The following is a 23,311-nucleotide window of genomic DNA, read 5'->3' on the forward strand; positions in this document are numbered from 1 at the left end:
CCCCGGCTCCGGCTGGGGCGTTTTTCATGTCAGGCCAAGGGGCTAGGGCGTCTCGAACAATGTGGCGTAGACCTTGGGCAGCGCCTCCGGCAGATCGTCGGCGATCAGCCCCGGCCCGGCGACGCGGGCCGCCTCGCCATGCAGCCAGACCGCCGCCGCCGCCGCCTCATAGGGCGCCATGCCCTGCGCCAGCAGCCCGCCGGCGAGGCCCGCCAGCACGTCCCCCGCCCCCGCCGTGGCCAGATAGGGCGGGGCATTCTCGGCGATCGCCGCCCGCCCGTCCGGCGCCGCCACCACAGTGTCGGCACCCTTCAAAATCACAACGCCGCCAAGGGCTTGCGCGGCGGCACGGGCGCGGCGCAGCTTGTCGGCACCGGCCGGGATGAGGCCCGAGCCCTCGAACAGGCGGGCGAACTCGCCCTCGTGCGGCGTCACCACCGCCCCCCGCGCGGTCGCGATCAGAGCCGCCAAGGCCTTGGGATCACCGGCGAAACTGGTCAGCGCATCGGCATCCAGCACGACCGCGCGCCCCGGCCCCGCCGCCGCAGTGGCGAGCGCCCGCGTCTCTTCCCCCACGCCCAGCCCCGGCCCCAGCACGACGGTGGAAAGTCGTGCATCCTCAAGCAGATGCGCCAGCTCCTCGGGGGTGCCGCCGGGCCGGATCATCAGCGCGGCATAGGAGGCCGCATGCAGCGGCAGCGCCGCCTCGGGCGCAGCCACCGTCACCAGCCCCGCCCCGGCCCGCAGGCAGCCGCGGGCGCAGAGCCGCGCGGCGCCGGCGGTCCACGGCCCGCCGCTCACCACCACCGCATGGCCGCGGGCATATTTGTGCCCGGTGGCCGAGGGGATGGGAAAAGCGGCCCGCCACAGGCCCGGCCCGTTCACGCTGGTGGCCGGGCGGATCTCGCCCAGCACCGCCTCGGGGATGCCGATGTCCGCCACCCGCACCTTGCCGCACAAGGCCCGGCCGGGCAGCAGCAGGTGCCCCGGCTTGCGGCGGAAGAAGGTCACCGTCTCCACCGCCTGCGCCGCCGCGCCCCGGACGGCGCCGGTGGCGCCGTCGATGCCGGACGGCAAATCCACCGCGATGATCGGCTTGCCGCTCGCCGCAATGCGCTCCACCAGGGCGCGCGCGGCGCCGTCGAGGTCGCGGGCGAGCCCGGCGCCGAACAGCGCATCGACGATGAGGTCGGCGTCGCCTAATTCGCAGGCAGCAGCCTCCTCCACCGGGCCGGTCCAGCGCGCCGCCGCCAGCGCCGCGTCGCCGGCCAGCCGTTCGCGCTGGCCGAGCAGGGCCAGGCGGACGCGATAGCCGCGCTGCGCCAGAACCCGCGCGGCCACGAAACCGTCGCCGCCATTGTTGCCGGGGCCGCAGAGAATGGTGATTCGCGTAGACAGGGGGCGGCGCGCCACCACATCCGCCACGGCCGCGCCGGCGCGGTCCATCAGAACGATGCCGGCGGTACCCCACTCCACGGCCAGCCGATCGGCCCGCCCCATCTCCTGTGGATCGAGCAGTTCGATCATCCGCGGGCCCTGCCGGCACTGCCTAAATCACACCCAAACACGGGCGATTGCTCAGCAGAAAATTGCATAATTTTTAGCCTTAACGCCTACGGGATAGGCACTTCCAGCCATCCACAGCTGCGGCGAATCCGGCAATGGCGCGGCTGGCATATATCGTGCTTACAAGACTGCGGCTCGGCCGATCGGCGGAGAGGACGGGCCACGGGAGACGGAGCGCATGAAGAAGATCGAGGCGATCATCAAGCCCTTCAAGCTCGATGAAGTGAAGGAGGCCCTCCAGGAAGTCGGCCTCCAGGGTATCACAGTTACCGAGGCGAAAGGGTTCGGGCGCCAGAAGGGCCATACCGAGCTGTATCGTGGCGCCGAGTACGTGGTGGATTTTCTCCCGAAGGTGAAGATCGAGGTCGTGCTCGCCGACGATATGGTCGAGAAAGCAGTGGAGGCCCTGCTCCGCGCTGCCCAGACCGGCCGCATCGGCGATGGAAAGATCTTCGTGTCCAGCATCGAGGAAGCCATCCGCATCCGCACCGGCGAAACCGGCCTCGACGCGATCTAATCTCCGTCAGCCATTACCTTTACCTTCAGGAAAGGCGTTTACCCAAATGAAAACGGCCAAGGAAGTCCTCGACTTCATCAAGTCGAACGACGTGAAATACGTTGACCTGCGCTTCACGGATCCGCGCGGCAAGTGGCAGCACGTGACCTTCGACATCACCATGGTCGACGACGAGTTCTTCGCCGAAGGCCAGGCGTTCGACGGGTCCTCCATCGCCGGCTGGAAGGCGATCAACGAGTCCGACATGTTGCTCATGCCGGACGTCGAGACCGCCACCATCGACCCGTTCTTCTCCGAGACCACCCTCTCGGTGGTGTGCGATGTGCTCGAGCCCACCACGGGCGAACCCTACGGCCGCGACCCGCGCGGCATCGCCAAGAAGGCCCAGGCCTATCTGAAGTCCACCGGCATCGGCGACACCGTGTTCTTCGGCCCCGAGGCCGAGTTCTTCATCTTCGACGACGTGAAGTTCAAGGCCGACCCGTACAACACGGGCTTCAAGCTGGACTCCATCGAGCTGCCGACCAACGGCGACACCGACTATGAAGGCGGCAACCTCGGCCACCGCATCCAGACCAAGGGCGGCTATTTCCCGGTGCCCCCGCTCGACAGCGCCCAGGACATGCGCTCCGAGATGCTCGCTTCCATGGCCAAGATGGGCGCGAAGGTCGAGAAGCACCACCACGAGGTGGCGTCCGCCCAGCACGAGCTCGGCCTGAAGTTCGGCCAGCTCGTCACCATGGCCGACCACCTGCAGGTCTATAAGTACTGCATCCACCAGGTCGCCAACATCTACGGCAAGACCGCCACCTTCATGCCGAAGCCGGTCTATGGCGACAACGGCTCGGGCATGCACGTCCACCAGTCCATCTGGAAGGACGGCAAGCCGCTGTTCGCCGGCGACAAGTATGCCGACCTGTCGCAGGAGTGCCTGTGGTACATCGGCGGCGTCATCAAGCACGCCAAGTCGCTGAACGCCTTCACCAACCCGCTGACCAACTCCTACAAGCGCCTGGTCCCGGGCTATGAGGCCCCGGTGCTGCTGGCCTATTCGGCCCGCAACCGTTCGGCGTCCTGCCGCATCCCGTTCACCAGCAACCCGAAGGCCAAGCGTGTCGAGGTTCGCTTCCCCGATCCAGGCGCGAACCCCTACCTCGCCTTCTCGGCCCTGTTCATGGCCGGCATGGACGGCATCCTGAACAAGATCGATCCCGGCGCGGCCATGGACAAGGATCTGTACGATCTGCCCCCGGCCGAGCTGAAGCAGATCCCGACCGTCTGCGGTTCGCTCCGCGAGGCGCTCGAGTCGCTCGCCAAGGACCACGACTACCTGCTGAAGGGCGACGTGTTCCAGAAGGACTTCATCGAGTCCTACATCGAGCTCAAGATGAAGGAAGTCGCTCGCTTCGAGATGACCCCGCATCCGGTCGAGTTCGAGATGTACTACTCGGTCTGATCCGCCGCGTGCCGGCCTGCGGGCCGGCGCCTCCGGGTTCGACGTTCGGGTTCGACCTTCGGGTTCGACCTTCGGGTCTCTCCCAGACTGGGGCGCCTTCGGGCGCCCCTTTTGTTTTCAGGCGGTCAGCCGATGCCCAGCCACCAGATGCCGCCCAGCAGCACCGCCTGGGTCGCCGCGACGCCCGCCAGCACCGAGCGGCGGATCAGCAGGAAGGCGAGGACGCCCGCCGCCACGGACGCGAGCCGCAGGCCCAGCGGCACGCCCACCAGCGCCCCGGTGGGCACGAACACGAGGCGGCCCACCACGGCGGCCAGCAGCGCCGTCGCCACCGCCTTGATCCAGTTGAACAGTTCGCTGCCCGCCTCCACCCGCCGGCCGGCGAAGACGGCGAGCCAGCGCCAGACCTCGGTGGGCAGGAAGCCGACGAAGATGACGATGAGCGCGGCCACCCAGGCGTTGTCGTAGATCACGCCGCCTTCCTCCGCTTCATGAGGCGCGCGCCCACATAGGCCAGCGTGCCGCCGCCGACGCCGCCGATCATCAGGTCCATGCCGCCGCCGAGCCCCGCCACCAGCGGCGCCGAGACGAGGCCGAAGCCGAGCGCCATCCAGTCCAGCGCCGTGCGCGAGCCGCGCACCATGAGGATGGTGAAGGAGGCCGGCGTCAGGAACAGCAGCGCCCCGGCCAGCGGCGCCGGCAGCCCGCCGGCCAGTTCGAAGCCGATCCAGGTGGAAAGCGTGCTCACCCCCACATAGACATTGCCCATGCCCAGCATGTAGGGCAGCCGCCCCTCCGCCGGCACCTTGGGCAGCAGGCGCATGCCCTCCACCCACATGGTCATGGCCACATAATGGGAAGACCAGATCTCCGCCCAGACGGAACGGTGCCGTCCGCGGGCCACGGGCGCCAGCGCCACCACCATGGGCAGCAGGCGGATGGAGGACAGGCCCACTGCCAGCGCGATGGCCGGCAGGGCGGTGCCCGCCGCCAGTCCGCCGACGAGAATCACCTGGGCCGGCAGGGCCCAGATGAGGATCGTGGAGAGCATGCCGGGCAGCAGCGGAAAGCCGACCCCTTGCAGCAGGCCGCCGAAGCCGATGTAGGAGGCGATGAGCACCAGCAGAGGAACGGAAACCGCCCCCCCGCATGCCCTGGAGCGCCCAATAGGGCCAGCCATGGAGCGCGGGCGGGCTCGGCTCGGAAGTGGTGTCAAGCATGGGCGCGGCTTCGGGGATGGGCGGCGGAGATGCCGCTGGGGGATGCCTCTCCTGTAGCATCCGGGCACCGGCGGCGGGAGCCATCGTGACGCATGGCTCGCGGCCCGGCCTTGCGGCGGGGCCCGAAGGGCGCTCCGGTGTCGCTCGCGGCGCCCAGGGGCATTCCGCGCCGGATCGCCTCAAGGCAGCGCGGTCAGGCGGCCGCCGATATGCTAGGGCACGCGCGGTGCAAATCGCGCTGCTCCGGAGACCCGCCGTCCGTGCATGTGGTGCCCCTCGCCTATGACGACCCCGTCCGGCTGTTCCACGCCTTCGCCGGCGATCCCATGGCGGCGCTGCTGCACAGCGCGGCGGCGGATACCGGGCGCGGGCGCTATTCCTATATCGCCGCCGAGCCGTTCACGGTGCTGCGGGCAGACGCGACGGGCACCACGCGCGACGGACGCCCGGTGGCGGGCGATCCCCTCACCGTTCTGGCGCAGGCGCTCGCCGCCCATGCCCTGCCCGGCGATGCCCCGGTGCCGTTCGCCGGCGGGGCGATCGGCTTCCTGTCCTATGAGATGGGGCGCCACCTGGAGCGGCTGCCCGCGCCGCGCCCGGGCCTGCCGATCCCCGACATGGTGATGGGTCTCTATGATCTGGTGATCGCCTTCGACCATGCCGAGCGGCGGGCCTTTCTGCTCAGTTCCGGCCTGCCGGAGCGCACGGCCGAGGCGCGGGCGCGGCGGGCATCGGAGCGGGCGGACGCGCTGCTGAGGCGCCTCGATGCCCTGCCCGTGGAAGCGCCCCCGCTCGACTGGAGCGCCGTGTCGCGCTGGACGCCGGACCTGCCGCGCGCCGAGGTGGAAGCCCGCATCGCCCGCACGGTGGCCTATATCCATGCCGGCGACGTCTTCCAGGCCAACATCACCCAGCGCTTCAGCGCGCCGCGCCCGCCCGGCCTCTCCGATCTCGACCTCTACCGCCGGCTGTGCGCCCTGAGCCCGGCGCCCTTCTCCGCGCTGCTCGCCTGCGGGCCGGACCTTGCCGTCATCAGCGCCTCGCCGGAGCGCTTCCTGCGGCTGGAGGCGGACGGCACGGTGGAGACGCGGCCCATCAAGGGCACGCGGCCGCGCGGCCGCACGGCTGCGGAGGACGCCGCGCTCGCCGCCGCGCTCCTCGCCAGCGCCAAGGACCGGGCCGAGAATCTGATGATCGTGGACCTGATGCGCAACGACCTCGGCCGTGTGTCACGGCTCGCCAGCGTACGGGTGCCGCAGCTCTGCGCGCTGGAGAGCTTCGCCTCGGTGCATCACCTGGTGTCCGAGGTGCGCGCGCGGCTGCGGCCGGGCCTCGGCGCGGTGGACCTGCTGCGCGCCTGCTTTCCCGGCGGCTCCATCACCGGCGCGCCCAAGGTGCGGGCCATGGAGATCATCCACGAGCTGGAGCCGGAGCCCCGCGGCGTCTATTGCGGCGCCATCGCCTGGATCGGCTTCGACGGCGCCATGGACAGCTCCATCGTCATCCGCACCCTCACCCGCTGCGGCGACACGCTGGTGGCGCAGGCGGGCGGTGGCATCGTCGCGGACAGCGACCCCGCCGCCGAATATGAGGAAAGCCTCACCAAGATCGCGCCGCTGCTCCAGGCTGTAACGGGAGAGAGACCATGCATGTCTGGCTGAACGGCGCCCTGGTGGACGCGGCCGCCGCCCGCATCGCCCCCGGCGACCGGGGCTTCACCTTGGGCGACGGCCTGTTCGAGACGCTGGCCGTGCGGCACGGCGCGCCGCGGCGACTGGAAGCCCATCTGGCCCGGCTGGCGGAGGGTGCGCGGGTGATCGGCCTCCCGCTCCCGGTCTTCGACCTGCCGGCCATCACCGCCGCCCTGCTTGAGGCGAACGGCCTTGCCGACGCCGTGCTGCGCCTCACCGTGACCCGCGGCGAAGGACCGCGCGGCGTGCTGCCACCGGCCGCGCCCGCCCCGACGCTGCTGGTCACCGCCGCCGCCCTCGCCCCGCCCGCCGGCCCGGCGCGGCTGTGCGTGGCGCGCGTCACCCGGCGCAACGAGCACTCCCCGCTCGCTCGCATCAAGTCTTTGAACTATCTGGATAATATCCTCGCCCGCCAAGAGGCGCAGCAGCGCGGGTGCGACGACGCTTTGCTGCTCAACACACGGGGGCGGGTGGCGGAAAGCACCATCGCCAACCTGTTCGTGGTGCACGACGGCGCGTTGCTGACGCCGCCGGTGGCGGATGGCGCCCTGCCCGGCGTGATGCGCGCCGACCTGCTGGCGCGCGGCGCGCGGGAAGCCCCGCTGACGCTGGAGGATCTGGCCCAGGCCAGCGAGATCTTCCTCACCTCCAGCCTCGGCATCCGCCCGGTGGCGGCGGTGGACGACGCCACCTTCGTCGCCCATCCGGTGGCGGACCGGCTGCAAGCGGAGCTGATGCCATGAGCTTTCCCATGCTCGACTTGCCCTATTCGCCGCCGCCCGAGGACCTCGCGGGTCCGCGTGTCCGCCTGCGGCAATGGCGGCCGGAGGATCGCGAGGGCCTGGCCGCCATGCAGGCGGACCCCGTGGTGATGGAGCATCTGATGCCGGTGCCGGACCGCGCCGCCAGCGATGCCGTGGCGGACCGCATCACCCGGCATTTCGCCGAACACGGCTTCGGCCTGTGGGTGATCGAGGTGCCCGGCGTGGCGCCCTTCATCGGCTATACCGGGCTGGTGCACGTGCCTTATGCCGCCGCCTTCACCCCGGCGGTGGAGATCGGCTGGCGCATCCAGAAGCGCTTCTGGGGCCGGGGCTATGTGACCGAGGCCGCCCGCCTCAGCCTGAGGGACGGCTTCGGCCGGCTCGGGCTGGCCGAGGTCATCGCCCTCACCGTGCCCGCCAACGCGCGCTCGCAGGCGGTGATGCGGCGCCTCAACATGACCCACGACCCGCGCGAGAATTTCGACCACCCCCTCGTGCCGGCGGGCCACCGGCTGCGCCGCCACGTCCTCTACCGCCTCACCCGCGCTGCGTTCGAGGGCGGCGCGGAAGAGGCGGCAACAGGCGGCTGACGGGACGCGCCCGCTCAGCCGAACGAGACGGAGAGGATACGCCGCGTATCCGGCGTCACCTGGATGTTGACCCGGTTCGAGCGCCAGTCGAGCGTCAGCGGATCGCCGGGATGGTAAACTCGCAATTCCTTGCCGATCAGCGTGGAAACCGCATCGGCCGGGGACGCGGCGGGACCGGGCGGGAACAGATCCGGCAGGCCGTCCCCCAGATCCGCCAGCGCCAGCGGCCAGGGCACCCAGCGGTCGGACAGCACCTTCGCGTCTCCGGCGCCGCCCCCCTCGAAGGTCGCTTCCAGCGCGTTCATCCGGGCATGGATGCGCACGCCCAGCAAAGGCGCATCCGGGCCCCAATAGGTGGCGGGATCGCGGTCGATCAGCACCTCCGCCGTCACCGGGACGATCACCTGGGAGACGATCCCCACGGGCTCGTCGGCCGTGAAGTCGAAGTCCTGGACCCCGTCCTTAGGCGGGGCGATGTAGAACCACGGATTGAGCGCAGGGTTGCGCCACCCCGACGTCGGCACATGCCCGGTGGCAACGAGATGGATCTTCGGCGGATGGCTCTTCAGGACGGCGAGATGCACGGCCGTCACTTCCAGAATGCGTTGCATGCAAGACCCCCAGGCGGCGGATGCCGGCCGCATGCTGTCACCCTGCCTCAAGGGAAACAATCTCAATCTCAGGGCATCACTATAACTTCACGCAATCCAGGGTGGCGTTCGCGTATATGAAAAGGGCGGCCGAAGCCGCCCCGTTCGATCCCATGGTCCGCATGCCGGATGTGGCTCAGGCCTTCACCAGCGGCACCTTCGGCACATGGCTGCCGCGACGCGGGCCGCCCGAGGGACCGCCCGACTTCGGGCTGCCCTTGGGGCCGGGCTTGCCGTTGTCCTTGGCGGTGCGGGGGGCGGCCCGCTTGCGCGGCGCCCGCTTGACCGCCACCGGCTTGATCTTGTCCGGCTTCGGCGTGATCGGGCCATCCTGATAGTCGAAGCCGAGCTTGCTGTCGCGGCCCTCGCCCTCGACCACCACCAGCACGTGGCCGCCATTCTTCAGCCGGCCGAACAGCACCTCGTCCGCCAGCGGCGTCTTGATGTACTCCTGGATCACCCGGCCCATGGGGCGGGCGCCCATCTGCTCGTCATAGCCCTTCTCCACCAGCCACTGCGTGGCCTCGTCGGACAGGCCGATGGTCACGTTGCGGTCGGCGAGCTGGGCTTCCAGCTGGAGCACGAACTTCTCCACCACCAGGCCGATCACGTCGGTCGAGAGGTGGGCGAAGGTGATGACCGAGTCGAGCCGGTTGCGGAATTCCGGCGCGAAGGTGCGGTTGATGGCCTCGATGTCGTCGCCTTCCCGCTTGTTGCGGGTGAAGCCGTAGGCCGCCTTGGACAGGTCCGCGGCGCCCGCGTTCGTGGTCATGATGAGGATCACGTTGCGGAAATCCACCGACTTGCCGTTGTGGTCGGTGAGCTTCCCGTGGTCCATGACCTGGAGCAGGATGTTGAACAGGTCCGGATGGGCCTTCTCGATCTCGTCCAGCAGCAGCACGCAATGCGGGGTCTGGTCGACGCCGTCGGTCAAAAGGCCGCCCTGGTCGAAGCCCACGTAGCCGGGAGGGGCGCCGATGAGCCGGGAGACCGTGTGGCGCTCCATATATTCCGACATGTCGAAGCGCAGCAGGTTCACCCCCAGGATGGAGGCGAGCTGCTTGGCCACTTCCGTCTTGCCGACGCCGGTGGGGCCGGAGAACAGGTAGGAGCCGATCGGCTTCTCCGGCTCGCGCAGGCCCGCCCGGGCGAGCTTGATGGAGGCCGCCAGCGCCTCGATGGCCTTGTCCTGGCCGTAGACCACCCGCTTCAGGGTCGTCTCCAGGTTGGACAGCATCTCGGTATCGTCCTTGGAGACGGACTTCGGCGGGATCCGCGCCATGGTGGCGACGGTGGCCTCGATCTCCTTGAGGCCGATGGTCTTCTTGCGCCGCGCCTCGGGCAGCAGCATCTGCGCCGCGCCGCTCTCGTCGATCACGTCGATCGCCTTGTCCGGCAGCTTGCGGTCGTGGATGTAGCGGGCGGAGAGTTCCACCGCGGCCTTGATGGCCTCGTTGGTGTAGCGCAGCTTGTGGTAGTCCTCGAAATAGGGCTTGAGCCCCTTCAGGATCTCGATGGTGTCCGGCACGGTCGGCTCGGCCACGTCGATCTTCTGGAAGCGACGGACGAGCGCCCGGTCCTTCTCGAAATACTGGCGGTATTCCTTGTAGGTGGTCGAGCCCATGCAGCGCAGCGTGCCGGAGGCCAGCGCCGGCTTCAGCAGGTTGGAGGCATCCATCGCCCCGCCCGAGGTCGCACCGGCGCCGATCACGGTGTGGATCTCGTCGATGAACATGATGGCGTTGGGATAGGCCTCGATCTCCTTCACCACCTGCTTGAGGCGCTCCTCGAAGTCGCCGCGATAGCGGGTGCCGGCGAGCAGCGCGCCCATGTCGAGCGCGAAGATGGTGGCGGTGGCCAGCACCTCGGGCACGTCGCCATTGATGATGCGGCGCGCGAGCCCTTCCGCGATGGCGGTCTTGCCGACGCCGGGGTCGCCCACGAACAGCGGGTTGTTCTTCTGCCGGCGGCACAGCACCTGGATGGTGCGCTGGATCTCCGCATGGCGGCCGATCAGCGGGTCGATCTTGCCTTCGTGCGCCTTCTTGTTGAGGTTCACGCAATAGGCGTCGAGCGCGTCGGCCTTCTTCTTGGTGTCCTCGCCGGACTTGGTCTCGGTCTCCTCCTCGGCACCGCGGACCGGGCGGCTCTCGGACATGCCGGCACGCTTGGCGATGCCGTGGGAGATGTAGTTGACCGCGTCGTACCGCGTCATGTCCTGCTCCTGCAGGAAATAGGCGGCATGGCTCTCGCGCTCGGCGAAGATGGCGACCAGCACGTTGGCGCCGGTGACCTCCTCGCGGCCGGAGGACTGGACATGGATGACCGCGCGCTGGATCACGCGCTGGAAGCCGGCGGTCGGCTTGGAGTCATCCCCGCCAGTTTGGACCAGATTCTCCAGTTCCGTATCGACATATTCGACGAGATTGCGGCGCAGCTTGTCGAGATCGACGTTGCAGGCGCGCATGACCGCGGCCGCATCCTGATCGTCCACCAGGGACAGCAGCAGATGCTCGAGCGTCGCATATTCGTGATGGCGTTCGTTGGCGAGAGCCAGTGCGCGATGGAGCGACTGTTCGAGGCTGCGGGAAAATGTAGGCATCGACACCTCTATCTCGTGCCTCGCCCGAAATCCCGGCCGGTCCGGGGACGTCGAACGTGCACGCGCTCCGTAAAACTTCGTACCGACCTCCCCCCCGCGCAAGCCCCTTAAGCAACCATAAGCGCCGGGATGAAGCGGCGGGCGTGGAAAATCCACGCACTACCCCCTCATTTTTTCTCCATGACGCACTGAAGAGGATGCTGGTGCTTGCGCGCGAAATCCATCACTTGCGTGACCTTGGTCTCCGCCACTTCGTAGGTGAAGACGCCGCATTCGCCCACGCCGTGGTGGTGGACATGCAGCATGATGGTGTTGGCTTCCTCGCGGTTCTTGGAGAAGAACCGCTCCAGCACATGCACCACAAATTCCATGGGGGTGTAGTCGTCGTTCAGCAGCAGCACGCGATACAGGCTGGGCCGCTTGACCTGCGGCTTGGTGCGCGTGATCACCGCGGTCCCTGGACCGCCGTTGCCGCGACGTGTCTTGTCGTCATCCCCGGCGGCCCGTGGCCGGCGCATGGGAGAAACGGACACGTCGGAAACCATGCTTCGTACTGTCATCATCGGCATCTGCGCCCTATCCGGCCGCCGCGACCGCGAACGGTCTGCCACCATGGCGCTGGCCGAATAATAGGAAGCAGCGACCCCGAGCGCCAGAGCAACCGGGCCCGGAAGGCCGAAAAAGGCCGTCACCGCACGCGCGATGCCAGCCTGGCGAAAGGCCCGCGCGGGGCCCTTCGCTGGTCGTGACGGCGCAGGATCAGCCGCGCACCTTGGCGAACGCCGCCTCGTAAGGCTTGTAGGCCTCCTTCGCGAGGCCGGCATACAGCTCGCCCAGCTTGGAGCTTTCCGCCACCAGCGCCTCGTAGGCGCCCTTGAGGTAGCTCTGCTGGATCTCGGCCGCCTGCTCGAGCGTCTTGGCGCCGAGCAGCTTCTCGAGGGTCGCCGTGCCCAGCTCGAACGAGCTCTTGGTGTAGTCCGCCACCTCGATCGCGATGGCCTGAGCGCCCTTCGACAAGGCGCCGAAGCTGGACATCGCCAGATCCACGTTTTCCTTGCCGAGCTTCTGGAAATCCACAGGTCCCTGAACCATTGAGTGTCTCCATCCTGTTGCCGACGGACGGCCCGACGCGGACCGCCAAGCGGGATTCCCCCCCGCCGCAGGCAATATCGTGCACTGCACCATGAACGTCAAGTTATTTTGTGCAGCGCACAATATGGCATGCAATGCCAGGTTTACGCCTTAGTAACCGCCGCTTCTTAGGCTGTTTCCCCAGTCAATTCCCCTGGCAGGGTCGGCCGGCGGCAAGCGACATGTGGCAGGACACGTGGCTTGAACGTTGCCGCAATGCACCAGAGGCGCCCCCCGCGGGCCGGCAGACGGAACGGTTTCATGAATTTCGCGATCAGCACCCCACTCACCAAGACCCTCGTGGCGGCAACGCTCGTGGCGGCGATGACGGTGATGGCGACAGGTGCGGACGCGAAGCCGAAGAAGTCCCGCGCCGCCCAGGCCAGTTCGCGTTCCACGACCACCGACGAATATGCCGGCTGGCGTCGCGGCACCGCCGCCATCGTGGTGGACGGCAATACCGGCAAGATCCTGTACGAGGAAAATGCCGACGCGCTGCGGCATCCTGCCTCGCTCACCAAGATCATGACGCTCTACATGCTGTTCGAGCAGCTGGAGAACGGTCGGCTCAAGCTCAGCAGCGACATGCCGGTCTCCGCCCGGGCGGCGTCGCAGTCTCCCTCCAAGCTGAACCTGCGGCCCGGCTCCACCATCGAGGTGGAGGACGCCATCAAGGCCATCGTGACCCGCTCCGCCAACGACGTGGCGGTGGTGATCGCCGAAGCGGTGGGCGGCACCGAGCCGGCCTTCGCGGAGATGATGACGCGCAAGGCCCGCGCGCTGGGCATGAGCAACACTACCTTCCGCAACGCCTCCGGCCTGCCCAATCCGGGGCAGATCACCACCGCCCGTGACCTCGCCATCCTCGGCCGCGCGATCCAGGACCGCTTCCCGCGCGAGTATCGCTACTTCTCCACCCGCAGCTTCGTGTATCGCGGCGAGACCATCGGCAACCACAACCGCCTGATGCTGCGCATGGACGGCGTGGACGGCATCAAGACCGGCTATACCAACGCCTCCGGCTTCAACCTCGTCACCTCGCTGCACCGCGACGACCGCTTCCTGGTCGGCGTCGTGCTCGGCGGGTCCAGCGCCTCCTCGCGCGACCAGCGCATGGCCGGCATCCTGTCCAGCAACTTCAACCGCGCTTATGCCGGCGCGCGGACCGCGCCCAAGGTGGTCGAGACCGCCGCCCGCGACGAGGAGCCCGCGCCCCGGCCGATGCCCGCCCCGCCGGTGCGCCAGGCGGAAGCCGCGCCGGCGCCGGTGGCGCCGCTGCCGACGCCGCAGCGCGTCGCCTATGCCGCCGCCGACCCGGTCACCACGGCCAGCGTGCAGCCGAGCCGCCTGCCGACGCCCGGCTCCACCGAACCGATCAAGCCGGTGGCGGTGAAGACCATGACCATCAGCCGCCCGGCCAACAACCCGGCCGCCGCCCAGACCTTCGCCGCCCAGGACAGCCAGGTGCTCGGCTATGTGACGCCGCAGCCCTCCACCCTGACCCCGCCGACCGACATCGAGCTGGCCCCCGCCGCCGCGCCGCAGCCCCAGCGCGTCAGCGCCGGCGTGCGCACCGCCGCCGCCGGCCCGGTCGCGCTGCCCGCCGCAACGGTGGCGAGCGCCACCGCGCCGGCCCCCAAGCCGGTGCGCGTCGCCTCCGCCGCCCCCATCGCCCCCCAGGCCGCCGCCCCGGCCCGCTCCGGCTGGATCATCCAGATCGGCGCCTTCGGCGGCGAGAAGGAGGCCCGCACCCAGCTGGACGCCGCGCGCGGCAAGGCCGCCGGCCCGCTCAAGGGCGCCGATCCCTATACGGAGAAGGTGGAGAAGGGCCGGTCCGACATTTATCGCGCCCGTTTCGCCGGCCTGACGGAAAAGTCCGCCAAGGAGGCCTGCCGTTTACTGGAGCGCAACAAGTTCGACTGCATGACTCTGCGGAACTGATCGGAAGAGAGCTTCAGCGATGTCTGCGCAGGATCACGTCTTTGGCCTGATTGACCCGCGAGGCGAGATAGCCGGAGCCGCCCTGGTCGGGATGGAGTTTCTTCATCAGGTTCCGGTGAGCCGCGCGAACCGCCGTCTCGTCCGCACCCGGCTCAAGCCCCAGAACCTGATAGGCCTCCTCCTCGGTCATCGCGGTGTCGGCCGCGCGGCCGCGTCCACCGCCCATATCCCCGTGACCCGCATCACCCTGAACGTGTTCACGCCAGGCGGGCGCCCGGCGGTCGAGATAAGCTTCGATTAGGCTCAGCGACTGCGGATCGAGCCCGGCGCGCAGCGCCAGCAGGTCCGGCAGGTCGAGGGCATCGAGCGCCATGCCCGCCCGCGGGCCGGCGATGATCTTGCCCGACAGCAGGCCGGACCCATGGTCCAGCTCCATTTCCAGCATCGCCGAGCGCACGCGGGAGACCCGGGGCGCCCGCGCCCCGCCGAACAGGCCGCCGAACATGCCCCCCAGCATGGCCTTCCAATTGCCGCCAGGGCTCACCCGCCCGAGCAGGGCGAGGCCCACGACCGCGAGCGGGATGGCGGCGCCGATGCGCCCGGTGACGAGCGCCCCCACCGCGCCGGTGAGCGCCAGCCAGGCGCCGGTGCGCATGACGAAGAGCGACAGCGCCTTCGCATCCATGCCGGTCCACAGCTTGAGGACGTAGAGGCCGACGCCGAGCAGCGCCAGGCCGGCCAGAAGGCTAACCATTCAAGGCTCCCGAAAGATATATGGCAGGGCGGCCGCGGCCGGGCGTCCACGCCTCATGCCGGGCCGGAGGACATGGCGGCGATGAGCCGGCGCGACCCGGCATCCCTGGCCGCCAGCAGGGCCGCCCGGCCGCCCGCCGCATAGGTGGCGACCGCGCGCAGCAGGGCGCGCAAGTCATCCGCCGCCCCGACATCGAAGCGGCACCACGCGCCGCCGGTCAGGCCGGCCATTTCACGGAACACCCGCTCCACCGCCATATCGTGCCCCTCCTGGAACACGAACAGGCGCACGCCCAGCACGCCCAGGCGCCCGGCGGCCTCCAGCAGCGCGCCGGCATCCTCCTCCATGGCGTCGCCGACGAACACCGCCGCGGCGAGGCCGGAACGCCCCGCCTCGGCCTCCAGGTGGCGCAGCACGCGGCCGATCTGGGTGCGCCCGCCGGCGCAGGCGATGCGGCCCATCAAAGCCGCGAGACGCGGCGCCTCGCGCACATAAGGCGAGGCCCGGCATTCGCCGGCGCCGCGATAGTAGACGAGCTCCACCTCCAGCCCGCCGAGACCGGCCGCCACCGCGAACATCTCCGCCTGCACCTGGCAGGCCAGGTCCCAGGTGGGCTGGCGGGAGGCGGTGGCGTCGAGCGCGAAGGCGAGCCGCCCCGCCCCCGCGCCGGGCCGGGGCGCGCCGACGGCGCGGACGGAGGCGAGGAAGCTGTCGATCTCGCCCGGCGCGGCGGCGCCGGCGGGCAGCGTCGGATCATCGGGCATGGGGGAACCGGCGCCGGGTCGGGGCGCGCACCTCTGCGGCGTATGTCTGGCCGGCGGCAATCCTGGCTGCGTTCATGCAGGCAAAATAGGCGTTCCCGCCGCCGCCACCAAGGGGCCTGCGGGCCCGGCGCGGCGCCTGGGACATTTCCGCATTCCTCCCCTGCCCTTCCCGCGTGCGCCGGGGGATGAATGGCCGATCGGCCGTGATGGCGGCAGGCCGCTTCCATCCCGGCCGATCGCGCTCTAGGGTCCGCCCCCGCGCGAGGGCGGGCGAAGGCCCCCTCGCCGGGACAGGATGCGGGGGATGGCGATGCGAGAACGGGGCGTGACGGGGGCGGGCGGGCCGAAGATCGTGGGCACCCTGGCGGACCTCAGGGATACCGTGGCCGGCTATCGCCGGGCGGGCGAGACGCTGGCGCTGGTGCCCACCATGGGCGCCCTGCATGCGGGGCACATCGCCCTCGTGCAGCAAGCCCAGGCGCTGGCCGACCGGGTGGTGGTGTCCATCTTCGTGAACCCCACCCAGTTCGCCCCGACGGAGGATTTCGGCCGCTATCCGCGCACGTTCGACGACGACGTGGCGAAGCTCGCCGCGGTCGGCTGCGATCTGGTGTGGGAGCCGGACGCGGCCGAGATGTATCCGCCGGGCTTCTCCACCAGCATGGCGCTCACCGGCCCGGCGCTGGGGCTGGAGACCGATTTCCGCCCGCACTTCTTCTCCGGCGTGGCCATCGTCGTGTCGAAGCTGTTCCTCCAGACCGGCGCCGACCACGCGCTGTTCGGCGAGAAGGACTACCAGCAATTACGCGTCGTCACGCAGATGGCGGCGGATCTGAACATTCCGGTCCGCGTCGTCCCCGGCGCCACCGTGCGCGAGGCGGACGGCCTCGCCCTGTCCTCGCGCAACCGCTACCTGAGCCCCGAGGAACGGGCCACCGCCCCGGTGATCCACCGCGCGCTGACTGCGGCGGCGGACGCCATCCGCGCCGGCACTGCGCCGGACGCCGCCATGGCGGACGCCGGCGCGACGGTCACCCGGGCCGGGCTGAAGGTGGATTACATGGCCGCCCGCAACGCCCTGACGCTGGCGCCGCTGGCCGCCTCCGGCGAGCCCGTGCGGCTGCTGGCCGCGGCCTGGCTCGGCACCACGCGGCTCATCGACAATATCGGCGTGTGATCGTCGCCGGCCGGCCGTGTGTCACGACGGCGCGGTCAGACCGCGCCCATATAGGTGACCGCGAAGCCGACGATGACCAGAGCCAGCCCGACGCCGAGCACGGTCAGCACCCGGCCCGAGCCGATGCCCTGGCGCGCCTGCGCGGCCGGCTTGATCGGCTCGCCCGCCGCGCCGTGCGCATCAGGCGTGTGAAAGTCGCGTTCCTCGCGGCGCTCGGCAGCATCCTGCATGTCCGCCTCCTCCTGTGATGTCGGAGGGGAAACGCGGGCCGGCGCCGTTCGGATCCATGCGGGCGGAACGGGCCGGCGGCCCCGGCCATGACCGGGGCCGGCCGGATCAGTGCAGGATCTGCGACAGGAACAGCCGGGTGCGCTCGTGCTGCGGGTTGGAGAAGAAGGCGTTGGGCTCGTTCATCTCGATGATCTGCCCGGCGTCCATGAAGATCACCCGGTCGGCCACCTGACGGGCAAAGCCCATCTCGTGGGTCACGCACAGCATGGTCATGCCGTCCTCGGCCAGGCTCACCATGGTCTCCAGCACTTCCTTCACCATCTCGGGGTCCAGCGCCGAGGTGGGCTCGTCGAACAGCATGATGCGCGGGCGCATGCACAAAGCGCGGGCGATGGCCACGCGCTGCTGCTGGCCGCCGGAGAGCTGGCCGGGATATTTGCCCGCCTGCTCGGGGATCTTCACCTTGGCGAGGAAATGCATGGCCAGATCCTCCGCCTCCTTGCGCGGCATCTTGCGCACCCAGGTGGGGGCGAGGATGCAGTTCTCCAGGATGGTGAGGTGCGGGAACAGGTTGAAGTGCTGGAACACCATGCCCACCTCGCGCCGCACCTCGTCGATGCGCTTGAGGTCGTTGGTCAATTCGATGCCGTCCACCACGATCTTGCCGCGCTGGTGTTCCTCCAGGCGGTTGATGCAGCGGATCATGGTGGACTTGCCCGAGCCGGACGGGCCGCACACGACGATGCGCTCGCCGCGCTTCACCGTGAGGTTGATGTCCCGCAGCACGTGGAAATCGCCATACCACTTGTTGACGCCGATGAGTTCCACGGCGGTGGCGGGGGCCTGGGCCGCGTCGGCGGCGAGGATGGGGTCAGCGCTCATGAATGGGCCCCTCAGTGGCGGCGGTTGCGGTCGAGGCGCTTTTCCAGCGCCATGGAATAACGGGACATGCCGAAGCAGAACACGAAGTAGAACAGCCCGGCGAAGCCGAAGCCGGTCACCACCGTGGTCGGCGTCGCCCAGGCCGGATCGGTGAAGGCCGCGCGCAGCACGCCGAGCAGGTCGAAGATCGAAACGATCAGCACCAGCGTCGTGTCCTTGAACAGGCCGATGAAGTTGTTGACGATGCCGGGGATCACCAGCTTCAGCGCCTGCGGCAGCACCACGAGGCGCATCATCAGGCCGCCCGGCAGGCCGAGCGCCTGGGCGCCCTCATACTGGCCCTTGGGGATGGCCTGGAGACCGCCGCGCACCACCTCCGCCATATAGGCCGAGGCGAACAAGGCGACGCCCACCAGCGCCCGCAGCAGGCCGTCGATGGTGAAGCGGCCGGGCAGGAACAGCGGCAGCATGTAGGTGGCGAAGAACAGCACCGTGATGAGCGGCACGCCGCGCCAGAACTCGATGAACAGTGTCGAGGCGATGCGCACCAGCGGCATCTGCGAGCGCCGGCCGAGCGCCAGCAGGATGCCCAGCGGCAGCGAGGCGACGATGCCGGTCACCGCGATGACCAGGGTGACGAGCATGCCGCCCCACACCCGCGTCTCCACCCAGGGCAGGCCGAAATTGATGTCCACCGCCGCCAGCACCACGCCGAGGATGACGAAGGCGCCGAGCGCGGTCTTCGCGGCCCCCTTGCGGGACCCGGCGAAGACCGGCGCCGCCGCCGCCGCGATGGCGGCGACGAGCAGGGCCGAGATCACATAGTCCGGCCAGAAGCCGGTGCTGAAGCCGATGGCCTGGCCGATCGTGGTGACGAGCGGGCCGAGGCCGACCCAGCTCAGGAGGAAGCCGCGCAGCTGGAGGTTGCCGCCGGTCAGCAGCACATAGGCCGCCACCGGATAGGCGCCGAAGAACAGGAGCGCGTTCAGGCGCTTGTACGGCACCTTCTGGATCATCAGCGGCGCCAGCAGCACCACGCCGATGAGATAGACGAGGTTGACCCGCCAGCGTTCCGCCTCCGGATAGAAGCCGTAGACGATCTGGTTGAACTTGGCGCCGATGAACGGCCAGCAGGCCCCCACCGGACGGCCGATCACCTCCGGCAGGCAGGCGTTGCGGCCGGTGCCGGTGAACACCGCGTCGAAGATGAAGAAGCGCAGCACCGGCGGCACCACCACATAGATCACCGCCAGCCCGAACAGGGTAAGGATGATCTGGAACGGCGAGCCGAACAGGTGCGCCCGCGACCAGGCGATGGGGCCGCGGGTGCTGATGGGGGCGGGCTCCGGCGCGATCATGCCGGGGGAGACGAAGGAGGCCGGGGTGCCGGCCGGGGGAGCGGAAACGTCCATGGCGGCCCCCTCAACGTTCGACCAGCGCGACGCGCCGGTTGTACCAGTTCATGACGATGGTCGTCAGGATGGAGATGGTGAGATAGACCGCCATGGTGATGGCGATGATTTCGATCGCCTGGCCGGTCTGGTTCAGCGTCGTGCCGGCGAAGATGGCGAACAGGTCCGGATAGCCCACCGCGACGCCGAGCGTCGAATTCTTGGTGAGGTTCAGATACTGGCTGGTCAAAGGCGGGATGATCACCCGCATGGCCTGCGGGATCACCACGAGGCGCATGGTGAGGCCCGGCTTCAGCCCCAGCGAGGCCGCCGCCTCGGTCTGGCCCTTCGACACCGAGACGATGCCGGCGCGCACGATCTCGGCGATGAAGCCGGCGGTGTAGATGGACAAAGCCAGCAGCAGCGCGACGAATTCCGGGATCACTCGGATGCCGCCGGCGAAGTTGAAGCCCTTCAGCTCCGGCTTCTCGAACGCCACCGGGAAGCCGGTGGCAGCCCCGGCGATGAGCGGCAGGACGATGAGCAGGGCCAGCGAGGTCCAGAACACCGGGAACTGCTGGCCGGTGGCCACGCGGCGCCGCTTCGCCCAGCGGGCCAGCACGAAGATCAGCACGATGGCCGCGACGAGCGCCAGTCCCACCACATCCGAGCCCGCCTCGAACAGCGGGCGGGGGATGACGAGGCCGCGATTGTTGAGGAACACGCCGGGCGTGCCGAAGCTGGCGGCGAAGCCCTTGAGCGCCGCGCCCAGCGGGGCGAGGCCGATCGCGGCGGCGCCGTCGCCCAGCGCGTTCAGCAGCGGCTGGATGCCGAAGCCGAGGCTCTGGCGCGGGTTCGGCAGGGCTGCCAGCACGGCGATGTACCAGAACATGATCTGGAACAGCGGCGGCAGGTTGCGGGTGACCTCCACATAGGCCGAGGCCAGCGCCTTGATCACCACATTGTCCGACAGCCGCGCCACGCCCACCAGGAAGCCGATGATGGTGGCGATGATGATGCCGAGGAAGGCCACCAGCAGCGTGTTCAGCAGCCCGACCAGGAAGGCGCGGCCATAGCTCATGGATTCCGAATAGGGAATGAGCGTCTGGGAGATGCCGAAGCCGGCCGAATTGTCGAGGAAGCCGAAGCCCGAGGCGATGCCCTGGCGGGCGAGGTTCGCCTGCGCATTGGCGAGGATGGCCCAGGCCATCCCGATCAGGAAGATGCCGAGCAGGCCCTGGAGGACCAGCGAGCGGAGTTTCGGGTCGGTCCACGACCAGCGGCGGGTGGGTTCCCCCCCACGCAGGCTTGCGTCTGTCATGTTACCCCTCGAGTGAAGATCGGCCGGGGACTCTTGTGGTCCGCTCGAACCTTCCGCGGCCCAGGCGCGCGGCAATGATTGGGAGCAATAGGCGCGGCGTGGTGCAATGAGCGCGACTTGGCGGGCGCGGGCAGCAATGCGGCCGGCCCGTCACGGCGGGCCGGCGTCGCGGCACCCGCCTCCCCTGCCGGGAGTGTCAGGCGCCGTCGGCAAAAGGCCGGTGCCCGGCGAACCGGGCACCGGAACAGCGTCAGCGGATCGGCATGCCGTACTGGAGGCCGCCCTGGGTCCACAGCTTGTTGAGGCCGCGCTGGATGCCCAGCGGGGAGTTCGGGCCGACATTGCGGTCGAAGATCTCGCCGTAATTGCCCACCTGCTTCACGGCGCGTAGGGCCCAGTCGTTGCTGAGGCCGATGCCCTCGCCGAACTTGCCGTCGGAGCCGAGCAGGCGCTTCACCTCGGGATTGGCCGAGTTGACCTCCTGGTCGGCATTCTTCTGGGTCACGCCCAGTTCCTCGGCGTTGAGGAGCGCGTAATAGGTCCACTTGATGAGGTCGAACCACTGGTCGTCGCCATGGCGCACCAGCGGGCCGAGCGGCTCCTTGGAGATCACCTCCGGCAGGACGATGTGGTCGCCGGCATTGGTGAGCTTCAGCTTGATGGCGTAGATCTGCGACTGGTCCGAGGTGAACACGTCGCAGCGGCCGGAATCGTAGGCCTTCACCGTCTCGTCGATGGTCGAGAAGGCGATGACCTCATACTTCATGTTGTTGGCGCGGAAGTAGTCGCCGAGGTTCAGCTCGTGGGTGGTGCCCGTCTGCACGCAGATGGAGGCGCCGTTGAGCTCCTTCGCCGACTTGATGTTCAGCGACTTGCGCACCATGAAGCCCTGGCCGTCGTAATACATCACGCCGGCGAAGTTGAAGCCGAGCGTCGTGTCGCGCGACATGGTCCAGGTGGTGTTGCGCGACAGGACATCGATGGCGCCGGACTGCAACGCGGTGAAGCGGTCCTTGGCCGAGAGCGGGGTGAACCGCACCTTGTTGGCGTCGTTGAAGATGGCGGCCGCGACGGCGCGGCAGAAATCCACGTCGATGCCGGTCCAGTTGCCCTTGTCGTCGGGGCTGGAGAAGCCGGGCAGGCCCTGGGTGACGCCGCAGTTCAGGGCGCCCCGCGCCTTCACGTCGTCCAGCGTGGTGGCTTTTGCGACGCCAGCGCTCAGAGCGAGCACGCCCGCCGCTGCGATCAGAATGCGTTTCACGGATGGTCCCTTCTCTTATGGTCCCCCAACCGGGGATGACGGTGGCCAACCCGACCTCCGGCCGGCCGGTCGGAGTCGACGTCCTTTACCTCGACGTCGTATGGAACCATCTCAAACGCTCGCGCCCGCACGGTCAATAGCTGCCGACGGGTTGCGCACGATGCCGTTCTAGGCAATTCGGAGAATTGTGGCCCATGATCCATTCCAGCGACGAGGCAGCGTCCCCTTCCGGCGACAACGGCACCCTGGCCCCGGCAACCCGGGTGGCCCATCTCGGCCTCGATCCCGCCCGCTTCGACGGCTTCGTCAATCCGCCCGTGGTGCGCGGCTCCACCGTGCTGTCGCCGACCTACAAGGATCTCGTGGGCCATACCGGCCGCTACAGCTACGGCCGGCGCGGCAATCCCACCACCGAGGCCCTCCAGACCGCCATCACCGCGCTGGAAGGCGGCGACGGCACGGTGCTGACCCCCTCCGGCCTCTCGGCCATCTCGGTGGCGCTGCTCTCCCTGCTCGGCGCCGGCGACCATCTGCTGATGGTGGACACCACCTACCGGCCGACGCGCAATTTCTGCGACAAGGCGCTGAAGCGGCTCGGCGTGGAGACGACCTATTTCGATCCGCTGGTCGGCGCCGGCATCGCCGAGCTGATCCGCCCGAACACCCGCGCCATCTTCCTCGAATCGCCCGGCTCGCAGAGCTTCGAGATGCAGGACGTGCCGGCGATCACTTCGGTCGCCCGCGCGCGCGGCGTCTTCACCCTGATCGACAACACCTGGGCGACGCCGCTGTTTTTCCGGCCGCACGCCTTCGGGGTGGACGTCTCCATCCAGGCCGGCACCAAGTATCTGGGCGGCCATGCGGACCTCAACCTCGGCACCATCTCGGCCGTGGGCAAGGCCTGGACGCTTGTGCTCGCCACCCATGGCGACATGGGCATCTGCGTCTCGCCGGACGATGCGGCGCTCGGCTCGCGCGGGCTGCGCACGCTGGCGGTGCGGCTGGAGCGCCACCACGCGTCCGGCCTTGAGGTCGCCCGCTGGCTCGCCGCCTCGCCTTATGTCTCGCGGGTGCTGCACCCGGCGCTGGAGAGCGATCCGGGCCACGCCATCTGGAAGCGCGATTTCTCGGGCGCCTGCGGCCTGTTCAGCCTGATCCTCAAGCCGGTGCCGGAGGCGGCGGTGGCCACCTTCTTCGATGCGCTGAAGCTGTTCGGCATGGGCTATTCGTGGGGCGGCTTCGAGAGCCTCGCCATCCCGTTCGACTGCTCGGACTACCGCACCGCCACGCGCTGGCAGGCGGAAGGCCCGGCGGTGCGCCTGCACATCGGCCTGGAAGCCCCGGCGGACATCATCGCCGACCTCGATCAGGCCCTGGCCAAGATGCAGGCGGCCGCCTGACG

At 69.2% G+C, this 23,311-nt stretch carries 22 protein-coding genes; 8 read left to right on the plus strand and 14 right to left on the minus strand.

Annotated features, from left to right (window positions below; genetic code table 11):
• Window positions 1–42 precede the first annotated feature (42 nt).
• Complete coding sequence (locus tag YU1_RS0113765) at window positions 43–1,527, minus strand: NAD(P)H-hydrate dehydratase (RefSeq protein WP_198018923.1); 1,485 nt, start codon at window positions 1,525–1,527, stop codon at window positions 43–45.
• Between the two features lie 217 nt (window positions 1,528–1,744).
• On the opposite strand from YU1_RS0113765, the gene YU1_RS0113770 reads away from it, so the two are divergent.
• Entirely contained in the window at window positions 1,745–2,083 is a 339-nt protein-coding gene (locus YU1_RS0113770; protein WP_012170130.1) for a P-II family nitrogen regulator, read from the plus strand.
• Window positions 2,084–2,129: 46 nt separating this feature from the next.
• The gene (glnA, locus tag YU1_RS0113775; protein ID WP_029004575.1) at window positions 2,130–3,539 is read left to right on the plus strand and encodes a type I glutamate--ammonia ligase; all 1,410 of its coding nucleotides are present in this window, start codon (window positions 2,130–2,132) and stop codon (window positions 3,537–3,539) included.
• 125 nt (window positions 3,540–3,664) lie between these two features.
• Here glnA and YU1_RS0113780 read toward each other — a convergent pair whose 3' ends face one another.
• Both YU1_RS0113780 and YU1_RS0113785 read right to left on the minus strand, forming a co-directional pair.
• Window positions 3,665–4,012, minus strand: coding sequence for an AzlD domain-containing protein (locus tag YU1_RS0113780; RefSeq protein WP_051356851.1), 348 nt, complete (start codon window positions 4,010–4,012; stop codon window positions 3,665–3,667).
• Window positions 4,009–4,659, minus strand: a complete 651-nt coding sequence (locus tag YU1_RS0113785) for an AzlC family ABC transporter permease (RefSeq protein ID WP_245263323.1) — start codon at window positions 4,657–4,659, stop codon at window positions 4,009–4,011. The genes YU1_RS0113780 and YU1_RS0113785 overlap by 4 nt, the downstream gene beginning before the upstream one ends.
• A 360-nt stretch (window positions 4,660–5,019) precedes the next feature.
• Here YU1_RS0113785 and pabB point away from each other — a divergent pair, with 360 nt between their 5' ends.
• From pabB to YU1_RS29405, 3 genes are read left to right on the plus strand one after another with little or no spacing between them, the layout of a single operon-like run.
• Complete coding sequence (pabB, locus tag YU1_RS0113790) at window positions 5,020–6,420, plus strand: aminodeoxychorismate synthase component I (protein ID WP_029004578.1); 1,401 nt, start codon at window positions 5,020–5,022, stop codon at window positions 6,418–6,420.
• Complete coding sequence (locus tag YU1_RS29400) at window positions 6,405–7,193, plus strand: aminotransferase class IV (protein ID WP_035715349.1); 789 nt, start codon at window positions 6,405–6,407, stop codon at window positions 7,191–7,193. Before pabB ends, YU1_RS29400 begins: the two co-directional genes overlap by 16 nt.
• Window positions 7,190–7,804, plus strand: a complete 615-nt coding sequence (locus YU1_RS29405) for a GNAT family N-acetyltransferase (RefSeq protein WP_084539856.1) — start codon at window positions 7,190–7,192, stop codon at window positions 7,802–7,804. Before YU1_RS29400 ends, YU1_RS29405 begins: the two co-directional genes overlap by 4 nt.
• A 14-nt stretch (window positions 7,805–7,818) precedes the next feature.
• Here YU1_RS29405 and YU1_RS0113805 read toward each other — a convergent pair whose 3' ends face one another.
• From YU1_RS0113805 to YU1_RS0113825, 4 genes are all read right to left on the minus strand, one after another.
• Window positions 7,819–8,415 (minus strand): hypothetical protein, encoded by a 597-nt coding sequence (locus YU1_RS0113805; RefSeq protein ID WP_029004579.1) that lies wholly within the window; start codon window positions 8,413–8,415, stop codon window positions 7,819–7,821.
• A gap of 175 nt (window positions 8,416–8,590) precedes the next feature.
• A complete protein-coding gene (clpA, locus tag YU1_RS0113810) occupies window positions 8,591–11,056 on the minus strand; it encodes an ATP-dependent Clp protease ATP-binding subunit ClpA (protein ID WP_029004580.1) in 2,466 nt (821 codons plus the stop codon).
• Between the two features lie 167 nt (window positions 11,057–11,223).
• Complete coding sequence (gene clpS / locus YU1_RS0113815; RefSeq protein ID WP_029004581.1) at window positions 11,224–11,574, minus strand: ATP-dependent Clp protease adapter ClpS; 351 nt, start codon at window positions 11,572–11,574, stop codon at window positions 11,224–11,226.
• 241 nt (window positions 11,575–11,815) lie between these two features.
• Window positions 11,816–12,148 (minus strand): phasin family protein, encoded by a 333-nt coding sequence (locus YU1_RS0113825; protein WP_029004582.1) that lies wholly within the window; start codon window positions 12,146–12,148, stop codon window positions 11,816–11,818.
• 300 nt (window positions 12,149–12,448) lie between these two features.
• On the opposite strand from YU1_RS0113825, the gene YU1_RS0113830 reads away from it, so the two are divergent.
• A complete protein-coding gene (locus YU1_RS0113830; protein WP_051356854.1) occupies window positions 12,449–14,128 on the plus strand; it encodes a D-alanyl-D-alanine carboxypeptidase in 1,680 nt (559 codons plus the stop codon).
• Window positions 14,129–14,141: 13 nt separating this feature from the next.
• Here the strand turns inward: YU1_RS0113830 and YU1_RS0113835 are convergent, their stop codons facing one another.
• Window positions 14,142–14,882: a DnaJ domain-containing protein gene (locus tag YU1_RS0113835; protein WP_029004584.1), complete on the minus strand. Its 741-nt coding sequence runs from the start codon at window positions 14,880–14,882 to the stop codon at window positions 14,142–14,144.
• Window positions 14,883–14,935: 53 nt separating this feature from the next.
• A complete protein-coding gene (locus YU1_RS0113840) occupies window positions 14,936–15,646 on the minus strand; it encodes a hypothetical protein (protein WP_051356855.1) in 711 nt (236 codons plus the stop codon).
• 304 nt (window positions 15,647–15,950) lie between these two features.
• On the opposite strand from YU1_RS0113840, the gene panC reads away from it, so the two are divergent.
• On the plus strand, window positions 15,951–16,823 hold the full coding sequence (gene panC, locus YU1_RS0113845) for a pantoate--beta-alanine ligase (RefSeq protein ID WP_425339152.1): 873 nt from the start codon (window positions 15,951–15,953) through the stop codon (window positions 16,821–16,823).
• Between the two features lie 35 nt (window positions 16,824–16,858).
• Here panC and YU1_RS0113850 read toward each other — a convergent pair whose 3' ends face one another.
• From YU1_RS0113850 to YU1_RS0113870, 5 genes are all read right to left on the minus strand, one after another.
• Complete coding sequence (locus tag YU1_RS0113850; protein ID WP_029004587.1) at window positions 16,859–17,053, minus strand: hypothetical protein; 195 nt, start codon at window positions 17,051–17,053, stop codon at window positions 16,859–16,861.
• 106 nt (window positions 17,054–17,159) lie between these two features.
• On the minus strand, window positions 17,160–17,936 hold the full coding sequence (locus YU1_RS0113855; RefSeq protein ID WP_029004588.1) for an amino acid ABC transporter ATP-binding protein: 777 nt from the start codon (window positions 17,934–17,936) through the stop codon (window positions 17,160–17,162).
• 11 nt (window positions 17,937–17,947) lie between these two features.
• A complete protein-coding gene (locus tag YU1_RS0113860) occupies window positions 17,948–19,348 on the minus strand; it encodes an amino acid ABC transporter permease (protein ID WP_029004589.1) in 1,401 nt (466 codons plus the stop codon).
• A 10-nt stretch (window positions 19,349–19,358) separates the two neighbouring features.
• Window positions 19,359–20,648: an amino acid ABC transporter permease gene (locus YU1_RS0113865; protein ID WP_029004590.1), complete on the minus strand. Its 1,290-nt coding sequence runs from the start codon at window positions 20,646–20,648 to the stop codon at window positions 19,359–19,361.
• Between the two features lie 250 nt (window positions 20,649–20,898).
• Window positions 20,899–21,909 carry an amino acid ABC transporter substrate-binding protein gene (locus tag YU1_RS0113870; protein WP_029004591.1) on the minus strand — a complete coding sequence of 337 codons (1,011 nt, stop codon included), beginning with the start codon at window positions 21,907–21,909 and terminating at the stop codon, window positions 20,899–20,901.
• A gap of 194 nt (window positions 21,910–22,103) precedes the next feature.
• Here YU1_RS0113870 and metC point away from each other — a divergent pair, with 194 nt between their 5' ends.
• Entirely contained in the window at window positions 22,104–23,309 is a 1,206-nt protein-coding gene (gene metC, locus YU1_RS0113875; RefSeq protein WP_029004592.1) for a cystathionine beta-lyase, read from the plus strand.
• The last annotated feature ends 2 nt before the right edge of the window (window positions 23,310–23,311 follow it).

This window comes from Azorhizobium doebereinerae UFLA1-100, from assembly GCF_000473085.1.
Classification (GTDB): Bacteria; Pseudomonadota; Alphaproteobacteria; order Rhizobiales; family Xanthobacteraceae; genus Azorhizobium; species Azorhizobium doebereinerae.